This is a genomic window from Actinopolyspora xinjiangensis, from assembly GCF_900104475.1.
GTDB classification, from domain to species: domain Bacteria; phylum Actinomycetota; class Actinomycetes; order Mycobacteriales; family Pseudonocardiaceae; genus Actinopolyspora; species Actinopolyspora xinjiangensis.
In genome coordinates this window covers 55,031-67,463 of the sequence record NZ_FNJR01000002.1, presented here as the reverse complement: position 1 = coordinate 67,463, position 12,433 = coordinate 55,031, and the positions used below count along the sequence as shown (strand labels likewise).

The window sequence follows — 12,433 nt, the reverse complement described above, 5'->3', positions numbered from 1 at the left end:
GCCGTCGTCGGTGAGCCGGTCACTCCGGCTGGATGTAGGCGGTCTGGATCAGCTGCGGACCTCCCTTGAGACTCCGGCTCACCAGGGTGCCCCTGCCCGGGGGAAGCTGCCTGGACTTGATGTTGCCGACGAGCTGGCCGTCGTCCTTGTTGGCGCTCATGGCCAGCCCCGGCGCCGAGGACTCGCGCATCTTGCCGATGATCGGCTCGAACAACGCCCTGCCCGCACCGCCGGAGTTGCGGGCCAGCACCACGTGCAGCCCCACGTCACTGGCCTGCGGGACGAACTCGGCCAGCTGCTGCATCGGGTTGTTGCCCTGCGGAGCCACCAGGTCGTAGTCGTCGACCACCACGAACAGCTCCGGTCCCGACCACCAGGAGCGGTTCTTGAGTTCCTCCTGGGTGACGTCCGGCCCCGGCAGCCGCTTCTTCAACGCGTTGCAGACGTCGTTGATGTTGCCGCGGAGCTGGTCGGCGGACACGGCGTACTCCATCAGGTGTCCCGTGTCCAGGAACCCGAGCATGGTGCGCCGGTAGTCCACCAGCAGGACCAACGCCTCCTTCGGCGTGTAGCGGGTGGTGATCCCCCGCACGATGGTGCGAAGCAGCGAGGTTTTGCCCGCCTCCCGCTCGGCGAAGGCGTAGAAGTGCGGTTCGGCGTCGAAGTCCAGGTACACCGGGTGCAGGCCGTCCTCGTTGATGCCGATCGGCACCAACCGCTGCTTGGGCTGCTGCTCCGGCGTGGGCAGCTGCTCGTGGGGAAGTACCTCGGGCAACAGCCGCACCTTCGGGGCGGGCCTGCCCTGCCAGGAGTTCCGCACCTTGGTGACCAGGTCCGCGACCCCTTCGGAGAGATCCTGGTTGTACGCCTCCCAGCCGACGCGGTCACCGAGGTTCTCACTGTCGACCCTGGGGATGGCGGTGAGGAAGTGCAGTTTGCTGGGGTGCAGACCGCGCCCCGGCCTGCCGGAGGGAACGTTGACGGCCACCTTGCGGTCCACTTCGGACTCACTGGGGTCGCCCAGCCGGAGCTCGAAGCGCGTCCCGATCAGGTCCTTGAGCGCGGGGCGGATCTCGGCCCAGCGGTTGGCCGAGACGAACACGTGCACCCCGAAGGTCAACCCCTGGGCCGCCAGGTCGAGCACGTCCTGTTCCAGCGAGTCGAAGTCGTTGCGGAACGCGCCCCAGCCGTCGATGATCAGGAACACGTCCCCGTAGGGGTCGTCGGTTATCCGGCCGTCCGCCCTGCGCTTGCGGAAGTCGGCCATCGAGTCCACCCCGAGCTGCTGGAACCGCGCCTCGCGCTCGGACACCAGCTGCTTGATCTCGGCGACGGTCCTGCGCACCACGTCCTGGTCCCGACGACCACCGAAACCGCCGACGTGCGGCAGGTTCTGCAGCGCGGCCATGGAACCACCGCCCAGGTCCACGCAGTAGAACTGCACCTCCTGCGGAGTGTGGGTCAGCGCCAGCGAGGAGATCAGTGTTCGCATCAGGTTGGACTTGCCCGACTGCGGACCGCCGACCACGGCGCCGTGACCGTTGGCACCCCCGAGGTCGACCACCATGTGGTCCTGGCGCTGCTGGTAGGGCATGTCGATTATGCCCACCGGCACCTGCAGCTTCCCGTTGCCGACGTTGCCGACCGGTGTGTAGCCGCGCTCCTCGGTGGCCGAGAGCGGCGGCAGCAGCGAGTCCAGAGTGGGCGGAGCGTCCAGCGGTGGCAACCAGACCTGGTGGGCGGGCGGTCCCTGCCCCTGCACCTTGTTGATCACGAGCTGGAAGTCGCTGTCGGGCAGACCGTCGCCGTCGTTGTCCACGACCTCGGACTGCTCGGGTTCGGGTTCCGGCTGGGCGGGCTGCTCCGGTTCGGCGGGCGGCTCGATGTAGTCCGGCACGAAGAACCTGGGGCGCTTCTCACCGGTGACGGGCGAGGCCGCCACCGTGCGGCGCTTGCCCCCGCCCTGGTGCATGTGCCCCGAGACGTAGGCCGCCCGGAATCGCTCCATGCCGCCCGGGTGCTTCAGGTAGCCGTGACCACCGGTGGCGGGCAGGTCACCCGCGTCGGGGACGCCGATCGCGGCACGCGACTCCGCCTGGTTGAAGGTCTTGAGTCCGATCCGGTAGGACAGGTGCGAGTCCAGCCCGCGCAGCTTGCCCTCCTCCAGGCGCTGTGAGGCGAGCAGCAGGTGAACCTGCAACGAACGCCCCAGCCGTCCGATCATGTTGAACAGCTCGGCGAACTCGGGCTTGGTGGAAAGCAGCTCGGAGAACTCGTCGATCACCACGAACAGGGCGGGCATGGGCGCGAGGTCCGAGCCGGCCTGCCTCGCCTCCTCGTAGTCCCAGACGTTTTTGACCTTGGCCTTGTTCAGCTCCTCCTGGCGCCGGTTGAGCTCGCCCGCCAGCGCGTCCTGCATCCTGTCGACCTGGGTCAGGTCGTCGGCGAGGTTGGTGATCGTCGCCGAGACGTGCGGAGCCGCCTCGAAACCGTTGAACGTCGCGCCACCCTTGAAGTCGACCAGTACGAAGTTCAACGCCGTCGAGGAGTGCGTCGCCATCAGACCGAGCACGATCGTGCGAAGGAACTCCGATTTGCCGGAACCGGTGGCGCCGATGCACAACCCGTGCGGCCCCATGCCGCCGGAGGCGGTCTCCTTGATGTCCAGGGAAACGATCTGGCCGTACTCCCCCGGCCCGATGGCCACCTTGTAGCGCTCGGGTATCGGACGCGGCCGCCACGCCTCGTTGAGGTCGAACGATATCGGGTCGCCGCTGAGCCCGAGCTGCTCGATGTAGTTGAGCGGGGTGGTGAGCGGCTCCTGGCCGCTGCTCTCCGTCTCGGTCTGGCCGCCGCGCGCCGACATCATGCGGTAGGGGGACAGCTGCCGCGCCAGGGCGGTGGCCTCCTCCTTGGTCATCGAGTCCGGCACGCCGAACCACTCGACGTTGTTGCCGCTGCGGGCACCCACGCGCTGCTCCTCGACGACCATGCGCATCCCCCGCTTGGTCGTCAGCGTACCGAGCACATCGGACAGATCGATCAGTGTGACCCCGGTCATGCCGCCTTCGAGGATGATCTGCTCCTCGCGGCTGATCTCGGCGTCGTCGAGCACGACCACGACGTGCGGGCCGTCCGGAGGGGCGTTGTTGCGGTTGAAGCGGGGCCTGCCGTCCAACTGGTCGGCGAGCATCTCCTCGACCGCGCGCAGCGAACCCGCCATCAGACGCTGCTGGCCGATCCCGTCCGTGAGATCGGGGTGCTGGGCGTGGGGCAACCACTTGACCCAGTCCCACTCGACCCGGGAACGCCCACCGCTGGCGACCGCGATGACCACGTCGTCGGGCGTGTGGAAGGTCGCCAGTTGCGCCAGCATCGCGCGGGTCAGCGCCCGCGTGGTCTCACGGTCGCCCTGCAACCCGATGGCGGCGAAACCACGTAACGAGGTGGCCACGGGCAGTTCCGAGACCAGCGAGTGCGCGCGGACGAACCTGCGCAGCGCCAACGTCGTGATCGGCTCCAGCTCATCGACCGGGCCGGTCTGCGGCGGAACGAGCCGGGTCTCCAGCCGCTGCGATCCCAGGCCGACCCGGATCTGGCAGAAGTCGCTGTCGCCCGCGCGGCGCTCCCACATCCGACGGCTGGTGGCGATCGACCACAGCGTCGAGGGGTCGGGGTGCACCCAGGTGCGTGCCAACCGCTGCTCGTCGGCGGCTTGCCTGGCCCGCTCCCGCATCTGCCCGAGGTAGCGCAAGTAGTCCTTGCGGTCCTCGTTCATCTCGGCCTTGCTCTGCCCGCCGCCCTGGTTACCACCGGCCATCATGCCCACGGTGGAAACCAGCATCATCATCGGCATCATCATCATCATCGGGTTGCTTCTGGCCCGCTGAAGCATGAAGACCATCATTCCGAGGGATGCCACGATCATGACGGCCGGAAGGAGCTTCTGCACGATGTTTCCGGGGACCGCCCTCGGAATCTCGGGAGGAGACTCGAGATGAACCTCGCCACCCGGCGGCTTAGGAGCGGCCATGCGTGGCGGTCGCTTGAACTGCAGCGTGCTCACCGGACAGCAGCACCCTTCCATGTTGTCGGCGATCTGTCTTCAACTGCGCAAGCAGCATTCTGTAACCAGCCGGGCCGCGCCCCGTGCCGGGGGCGGAAACCACGGCACAGCCGCAGGACAGCCCGCTCACGGTGATCCGCTGGGAACTGGCTCGCGACAGTTCTGGCAAACCGAACCCGCGATCCGGTCCGCACGGCCATACTAAGAGGACCACGCGCCGGAGTGGGGTGTTTTCGTGGATTTCCATCCCGCTTGGTTGGATCGAACAGGGCGCGTAGAGCACGCACATGGATCGGACATCGAAGGACGAGGGAGTAGGGGGCCCAAGTGGCGACCGGGACCACGGTATTCAGCCGCGTGACGGTGGTGGCGCCGAAGACGCGCATCGACCTCGCGTTACCCGCGGACGTCTCGGTGGCGGATCTGCTGCCGATGCTGCTCGACATGGCACACGAAGCCACCCCGGACGGCGGAGCACGTCACGGCGGATGGTGCCTGGCGAAGCTGGGCGACGCGCCGCTGGATCCCAGCCAGACGCTCGCCGCACTGGGCATCGTGGACGGTGACATGCTCCAGCTGCGGCGCAAGTCGGACGACCCCCCACCGCCGCTGTACGACGACGTCGTGGACGCGCTCGCCGAGGCCGAGCCGGGAGGTTACCGCCCCTGGACCAAGGAGACGGCGGCCCGAACCGGGCACGCCGCCGGCGCGCTGGCGATGCTCGCCTCCGCAGTCGCCCTGGGGATGGCCGCCGTCCCGGAGGGCATCATCTTCCACGTCATCGCCGCGGTGACCGGCCTGGCGGTGGCGATCTTCGCGACCGGTATCGGCGCGATCGTCGCCCGCGCCTACGGGGCGGCGACCACCGGCACGGTGCTGGCGGCGGCGGGCGGCCTGCCCATGGCGTTCGTGGCGGGTCTCAACATCGTTCCCGGCCAGGACATGCGACCGAAACTGCTGCTGGCCAGCGCGCTCGTGCTCATATTCGCCTCGGTGTCGATCATGGTGATCGGGGCGGGAATCATCACGTTCATCGCCGCGGCCACGATCTCGCTGTTCGCCGTGATCGGCTTCCTGGTCGCGACGCTGGTACCCGCCGCCACCGCCGCGGGGGTGGCGGCGGGCGCAGCCGCGGTCGGCCTGGCCGGGATCTCCATGCTCCCCCGCATCACGATCCAGCTGGCCAAACTGCCCCTGCCGCACGTCCCCGGCAGCTCCGAGGACCTCAAGGAGGACGGCGGCTTCCCCGACTACCACGAGATCCAGCGCCAGTCCGGCCTCGCGCACCGGTACATGACCGGGCTGATCGTGGGATGCGGCGGCACAGCCGCCCTCGGTGCCGTGATCGCCACCACCGCGCCGAACATCTGGGGCCCGCTGCTGGCCGCGGTGGTCTCGACCGTGCTGATGCTGCGGGGCCGCAACTACGCCAACGGCAGCCAGGCGATCGCGCTGCTGCTCAGCGGGCTCCTGGCCGCCCTGGGCATGACGGTCCAGCTGCTGCTGCCCACGATGACCACTTCGCAGCAGAAGCTCACCTGGGTGTTCTGGCCGTTGCTGCTGCTGGGCGTGGCCGCGATAGTCCTCGGCGTGGTGTTCCCCAACCGGCGGTTCTCCCCCGTGCAGCGCCGCAGCGTGGACATCATCGAGGCGGTGCTGATCGCACTCGTGCTTCCACTGGCCCTGGGCGTCATGGACGTGTACATGACCATCCGCGACCTCAACATCAGCCTGTTCTGACCCCTCGATGAGTACGTGGCGCAACTCGGCAGGACGGTCGGTTCGCCGAACAGCCGCTGAGAAGGAAACGTGATGCGTTCAACCACAACCGTGCACCGTGGCCGTTTCCGGCGTGTCCTGGCGCTGTCGGCCGCGTTCGCCACGCTCGTCGTGTGCGGCCCGGTACAGCCCGCCACCGCCCAGGACGAGGAGGGCACCGCTCCCGACAGCGGACGAACGGTGCAGCCGCCTCCGCTGCCGGACGACGTGGGAGTGCCGTCGGGCAAGCTCAGCCAGAACGGCGGCTTCACGCGGCAGCGGGCGTGCCTGGCCGCCAGTGAGGACGGATCGCGGATCAGACGGCAGCCCTGGAGCCAGCGGGTACTCGGCTTCGGTCGCGCCCACGACCAGGGGCTCACCGGGGCGGGACAGACGGTGGCCGTGATCGACACCGGAGTGAACCGGCATCCCAGGCTGCGTGGAAGGCTCGTCGAGGGCGGTTCCACCATCAACACCGGAGCGCTGCGGGACTGCGACGGGCACGGCACGGTCGTCGCGGGCATCATCGCCGCCGGCCACTCGGACGAGACCGGCTTCGTCGGCGTGGCACCGGAGAGCACCATCCTGTCGATCCGTCAGTCCTCGGACATCTACAAGAACGAGGACAGCGGCAAGAAGGTCGGCAACACCAAGACCATGGCCCAGGCCGTGGCCAGCGCCGTGGCACAGGGCGCGGACGTGATCAACATCTCGCAGGCGTCCTGCCAGTCGATCGCGCGGGCACTGGCCCCCAACGAACCCAACCAGCAGCTCCAGAAAGCCGTCAAGCAGGCCTACGAGCAGAATGTGGTGGTGGTCGCCGCCGCGGGCAACGCGGGTGGCGAGTGCGAGAAGAACGAACCGGGCGACCCCGGCACCGCCGTGCTGCCCGCCTGGTTCGACGAGTACGTGCTGACCGTCGCCTCCGTGAACCGGCAGGGGGCACCGTCCGAGTTCACCATTCCCGGCCCCTGGGTGGACGTCGCCGCCCCCGGCGAGGACCTGATCTCGCTCGACCCGGGGACCAACGGCAGCGGACTGGTGAACCGGGTCGCCCACGGGTCGAACAGCCGGCCGGAACCGTTGCAGGGCACCAGCTTCGCCGCGCCGTACGTCTCCGGACTGGCCGCGCTGATCAAGGAGAGGTACCCGGAACTGTCGGCGGCCCAGGTCATGCGGCGGATCACCGAGACCGCCCAACACCACGGCGGTACGAACGGCAGCAACGACATCATCGGATACGGCATGGTCAATCCGATGGCGGCGATCAACGACGTCATCCCGGCCGAGCACGACGCCTCGGCCGCGCCCGTCGAGCCGCGGCGACTGGAGGCGCACGTGTTCCCGCAGCGGAACTGGGCGGCCATCGCGGTTGCCATGGGGGGAACCATCGGCGGGCTGGCCACCGTGCTGTTCACCGCGTTCCTGCTCAACGCGGTGCGACGGGTACGGGCCCGGCGCAGGAACGAGTCCCCGGTCGAACCGGAAACCTCCTGACTCTCCACCCGGCGATCCGCCGGCGGTTCACCCCCTCGACGGCGGGCGAACGAACTCGCGGCCCGGGACCGAGCCGGTCCCGGGCCGCCGCACTACCCGGCGAGGTGTCTCCCGACCGACCCCCACGGGACGCTCCCGCTCTCCCGCGTGAGTACCGGTGTGACACGAGCGCCCCACTGGGGGCGGGAGCCGCCGGGAGGTCCGTCCCGGAAATCCCGGCCGGTCCCGCCGACGATCCGCTAATCGGCTGCCACGCCGCTGCCTGCCTGCCGCTGGTCCTCCTCGGGGGCCCGGTTGACTCCCGCGCCGGGCTCGACGGGGATGGAGTCGTAGACGAAGCTGGCCTGCGCCGGGTCCAGGAAGTCACCGGAGGGCAGCGTGCCGAGCACGGAGGCGGGGGCCGCTCCGATGTCCCCGGCGCCGTTGACGATGCCGAGTCCCTTGGCCGTGGCCACGTCCTTGATCCCGTAGGTCACCCCTCGGTTCGAGACCAGGTAGATGGGGCCGCCCTCGGCGGTGTCGGGGCCTGTCGTGCCCCGCACCACGGCCGCCTTGCCCGGTGGCATGTAGAAGTAGTCCACCCTCGGACCCGTTCCGTCGAACTGGGCCAGTTTCACCGGAGCCTTGGGAGCGGGCGAACCGGAGCCGACGGTGACCGTGACACGCTGTTCACCCGAGGATTCGGACCAGCTCAGGCAGGAGCGGTTCGCGTCCTCGAAGGAAAGCGGCTGCGGAACACCCACCGGGAAGTGGTCCACGTCGAGCTCGTCGGCGGCATCGGCGCTGCCGATGTCGGTGAGCATGCCCGTGGCATTGGGGATCTCCTTGGAGCTGTACCTCGAAGCGTGCAGCACGGCGGCCGCTCCCCGGGTGATGCGCTGCTTGCCGCTGGGACGCAGCACGAACAGCTGCGCCGGTTCGCCGGGCACGCTACGGGCGAGGACATCCCCCACCTGGTAGCTGCCGCTCTCGTAACGCGGTGTGGTCTCCTCCAGCTCGGGGACCTCCAGCGAGTCCACCTCGGGGATCGCGTTGAGCATGTTGGTGCTGATCCGACGCGGGACCGCGTCGTCGAGACCGAACATCTCGGCCACGGCCGTGTCCTCCCCGGTGAGGCTCGCCCTGACCACGCGGGCGCCGGTGTCGTTGCCTCGCTGGGCGCGGTAGATCAGGTACGGCTCCTCCGAGGAGGCGTCCACCACGTACAGCGCCTCGTCGCGCCCCAGCTCCGCACCGTGACCGGTCACTCCGCCCAGCACCGTGGTCCTCACCTCGGCCGCGTTCAGCATGTCCTCGGTGTCCAGTGCCTTGTTGAGCTCGGCGACGTCGCAGATCGCCCACGCCGGAGTGGCCGCCTGGTCGGGTTCGGGCAGGAAGTCCGGGGCGTTGGGCAGCCCGGTCCGGGGCCCACGCGGCAGCTCCGCGAGAGCGGCCTGATCGACCTTGGTGGGTTCGATCGCCTGTCCCTGGTTGTTCCCCTTCGCCATGACGAGCAGCTTCGCCGAGGCCATGTTCAGCATCGGGATCAGACGTTTGTCGGCCTCGTCGTCCGAGGTGACGACGTAGACGCTGCCGCTACCCTTCGCGATGACCACCGAGCCCGGTTTGGGGACGGTGCCCTGGCCGCCGAACAACCCCCACACCAGGAAACCGATCATGCCGATGCAGGCGATGATCGCACCCGCGATCGTGGCGCGTTTGTGCGAACCGAGCGGATCGTGCAGCATCACCGCGTCCTTGCGGGCGAGTGCCGATTCCATGCGACGTATGACGAACCTGTACGCCTGGACTTGCGATTTGGTCGTGGGTGTTGATGCCATTCTCAGCCTAAAGCTCTCCCGTCCGAGGTACCGTTCAGCAGGGTAGCCGGGAAAGGTTGCCGCGTGGGTACGGTTCGACCGACTCGGCGCAGTATTCTCTTCGATCGGTTACCGATACCCACACTCGCCCGCACCCACAGTGGGCAGACGCATCTACCTGCGAGGGGGAGAGACCCAACGGATGTCCGTGACCACGCAGCATTCGGCCCCGCCGAAAGCACCTGGATCGTCCGGCGCCGGGCCCACCAACACGACGCGGGCGCGTATCCAGGCGCGGCGACGCACCAACGGCGCCCGGTTGGGGGCCCTGCCGGTGTCCAACCTCGTCGTCATGGAGCTCGGCATCGCGGCCGGGCTCGTCATGGTCGGAATCGACCGAACACTGTGGCCGATCGCGGCGGGAGTCGCCGGAGTCGCCGTCATCATCGCCCTGCTGCGCAGGCGCGGCCGATGGTTCACCCAGATGTTCGGGCTGGTACTGGGGTACAAGTTCCGCAACCACACCAGTGTGGTCCACCCCGTCACACCCGGGCTGACCGAAGGCGGCGACGAGAACGGCGACGGGGTGATCGGCCCGGAGGAGAACCACCGCGTCTCGCTGCTGCGACTGGTCGTCCCGGACCTCGTCGTGGCACACGGCCAGGACCACGACCGCAACCACGTCGGGATGGCCTTCAACGACGGCAAGTGGACCGCCGTCCTCATGGTGGAGCCGACCCCCTCCCTGGTCACCGAGATCGGCAAGGCTCCGAACCTTCCGCTCGGTTCGCTCACCCCGTGCCTGGAGGACCGGGGGGTGGTCCTCGACGCGATACAGGTGATCTGGCACTGCTACCCGGGCAGCGCCGCGCTGCCCTCGAACTCACCCGCGCTGAACTCCTACCTGGAGGTGCTGGGACCGCTGCCCGCGGCGGCCCGCCGCACCACCTGGGTGACGGTACGGCTGGACCCGAAGCGGTGCGCCAAGGCGGTGGGCGAACGCGGCGGCGGCATCGTGGGCGCCCATCGCGCGCTGATCGGCGCGCTGTCCCGCGTGCGCAGCGCGTTGGAACGCGAGTCGGTGCCGACCCGGCCGCTGGATCCGGACGAGCTGCTGCAGGCCGGCATCGCCTCGGCCGAGCTGCAGTCGGTGCTGGGTTCGGAGCGCTCGGTGGGGCTGAAGGAACGCTGGGACGGCGTCACGGCGGGCGGAGTGGGCCACTCCAGCTACGCGATCACCGGCTGGCCCTCGCAGCTGAGCAACAACATCAACGCGCTCACCGGAGTGCGCGCGCTGTCCTCCACCGTGGCGCTGTCCATCTCACCCACCGGTGAGAACGACGAGGTGGGACTGCGCAGCCTGGTCAGGGTCAGCGCCCGCACGCCCGACGAGCTGGACACCGCCGACGAGCGACTTCGCACGCTCAGCAACCGACTGGGCGTGACCCTGACGCCGCTGCGAGGCGTGCAGCTGGCGGGCTTCACCGCGACACTGCCGTTGGGAGGCGCCATATGAGCCGCAGCAGGACCATCGACACCCCCGACGAGCTGCGCGAGGCGGTTCCGGAGTTTCTCGTGCCGCCGGAAACGCTCGACGCCATCAGCCCGTCCGGTGACCGCGGCGGCATGATCATCGGGTCGGGGCCGCACGGTGAACCGATCTCCACCTCGGTCCTGCGGCCGCAACCCACCAGGATGGTCACGGTGGGCGGGCTGTACCTGGCACGGCAGATCGCGCTGCGCGCCATGGCCACCGGCGCGTGGGTGATCATCGCCACCGGGCGTCCCGATTCCTGGAAGAACCTGGAGGCGGCGGCGGGAACCACGCCCGACGGCAGGCCGGTGCCGCTCGTGCAGATCCGACGGCTCACCCCGTTCGACCTGCCACGTTCCAGTGAGGACGCCCCGCTGCTCGTCATCCACGACGGCGGAGCCGTCCCGCAGGAGCTGTTCCCGCCGCGCTCGGCGTGGCAGACCACCATGTACGTGCTGCCTTACCTGCACCCGCAGGTGGGCAACGGCACCGCCGCGAACACTGCGGACCTGGTGCTACTGCAACGGATCCCGATGAACCAGGCACAGTTGGCCGGACGGATCTGGCACCTGCACCCGCCACAGGTGCAACAGCTGACCACGCTCAAGGACGACGGCATCATCGCCCTGGGCAACATGCTCTGGAGCCCGATCCAGCTCGTGACGAACAAACGCGAGCAGGAGATCCTGGGGCCCATCCGGCGCGGGGACTGACCCCGTGGCTTCATGACCTCCTGGGTTCCGCTTTCCCGAGCATCCGTGACGCACGGCTGCTCGGGAAACTAGTCCGCTCACAGCACGAAACGAGATCGATCGCTCTCACTCACGAATTTACCGCTGCTCGAAGCCGGGGAACCAGAGCAAACAATGATCGGAAGCACTGATCGGCTCAAAATAAGTGACTTGACAATACATCCGCAGCACGCGGATCGAGCAGCGGAACGGCACTGATACCGTCCGAATCGGTCAGTGACACGTAGGACTACACTTCGGGGACTCACCAGCCGGGATAACTGTTACGAACACAGACCGCCGAAGCGGCGGTTCCCGGAAACTAAATTGGTCCGGAGGCACCACACCTCGCACGGCGACCTGTTCCGAAACGTCTGGAACACCGAGACGGTCCTCCACCCCTAAGACGTAGCCACTGCACGGCTCGCTCGCACCCGCTGACCAGCCGTTCGCGTTGTCAGCTCCGTTCCTGAACCACAGCGCGGATCGAACCGCTACCGGTACCGCTTCCGTATCGACTCGCTACGCATACGAGTCATCCGAACTGCCCGGACTGAGCTTTTGAGCCGGATCAGCGATCACGAAACAAAACCTTATAGAAGCTACTTCCCGCATCGGAATACCTGCCTCGACAACCCGCCGTCCATCTTCTTACCCCAACCAAGAGCGCACGTGGGCGCGCAAAGGAGAACAGCGCCCCGGCCAGATCCGGCTGAACGGTTCGCACTGCTAAGAATCGAACACGGCACCCCAGAGTGGCCATTCCCACCGAACTTCTCGGTACACACCACGAGTTCACCGGAAAAGCAAGTGACATCCAGCGTTCCACACACCACCGGAGTCAGTTGTTTCGCCTTTGTCCCCCCGATTCGCTTTCGTCGTTTTTACTGTAGCAAATTCTTGCATGATGGCAATAATTTGCGATCGAGCTGCTCGACATTCTTTGTAACCTCAAAGACGCACCGGGGGAAAACCCCCGCAGACAGTGCCCCCGAGTGAGCACAGCCGACGAGCCGTGTCAGCGACTCGCTCCGCCCTGGAGGTGTTT

The 12,433-nt window shown here is 68.1% G+C and carries 6 protein-coding genes; 4 read left to right on the top strand and 2 right to left on the bottom strand.

Features of this window, described 5'->3' with window-relative positions:
- Window positions 1-19: 19 nt before the first annotated feature.
- Window positions 20-4,066 carry a type VII secretion protein EccCa gene (eccCa, locus tag BLQ75_RS03050; protein ID WP_092597469.1) on the bottom strand — a complete coding sequence of 1,349 codons (4,047 nt, stop codon included), beginning with the start codon at window positions 4,064-4,066 and terminating at the stop codon, window positions 20-22.
- A 327-nt stretch (window positions 4,067-4,393) separates the two neighbouring features.
- Between eccCa and eccD the strand changes: the two genes are divergently transcribed.
- Both eccD and mycP read left to right on the top strand, forming a co-directional pair.
- Window positions 4,394-5,806, top strand: coding sequence for a type VII secretion integral membrane protein EccD (eccD, locus tag BLQ75_RS03045; RefSeq protein WP_092597466.1), 1,413 nt, complete (start codon window positions 4,394-4,396; stop codon window positions 5,804-5,806).
- Between the two features lie 72 nt (window positions 5,807-5,878).
- A complete protein-coding gene (gene mycP, locus BLQ75_RS03040) occupies window positions 5,879-7,321 on the top strand; it encodes a type VII secretion-associated serine protease mycosin (protein WP_092597463.1) in 1,443 nt (480 codons plus the stop codon).
- A 239-nt stretch (window positions 7,322-7,560) separates the two neighbouring features.
- On the opposite strand, the gene eccB is transcribed toward mycP, so the two are convergent.
- Complete coding sequence (gene eccB / locus BLQ75_RS03035; protein ID WP_092597460.1) at window positions 7,561-9,141, bottom strand: type VII secretion protein EccB; 1,581 nt, start codon at window positions 9,139-9,141, stop codon at window positions 7,561-7,563.
- 313 nt (window positions 9,142-9,454) lie between these two features.
- On the opposite strand from eccB, the gene eccE reads away from it, so the two are divergent.
- Together eccE and BLQ75_RS03025 are read left to right on the top strand one after the other, a co-directional pair.
- Window positions 9,455-10,636, top strand: coding sequence for a type VII secretion protein EccE (gene eccE / locus BLQ75_RS03030; RefSeq protein ID WP_170837327.1), 1,182 nt, complete (start codon window positions 9,455-9,457; stop codon window positions 10,634-10,636).
- On the top strand, window positions 10,633-11,367 hold the full coding sequence (locus BLQ75_RS03025) for a hypothetical protein (RefSeq protein ID WP_052427819.1): 735 nt from the start codon (window positions 10,633-10,635) through the stop codon (window positions 11,365-11,367). Before eccE ends, BLQ75_RS03025 begins: the two co-directional genes overlap by 4 nt.
- The last annotated feature ends 1,066 nt before the right edge of the window (window positions 11,368-12,433 follow it).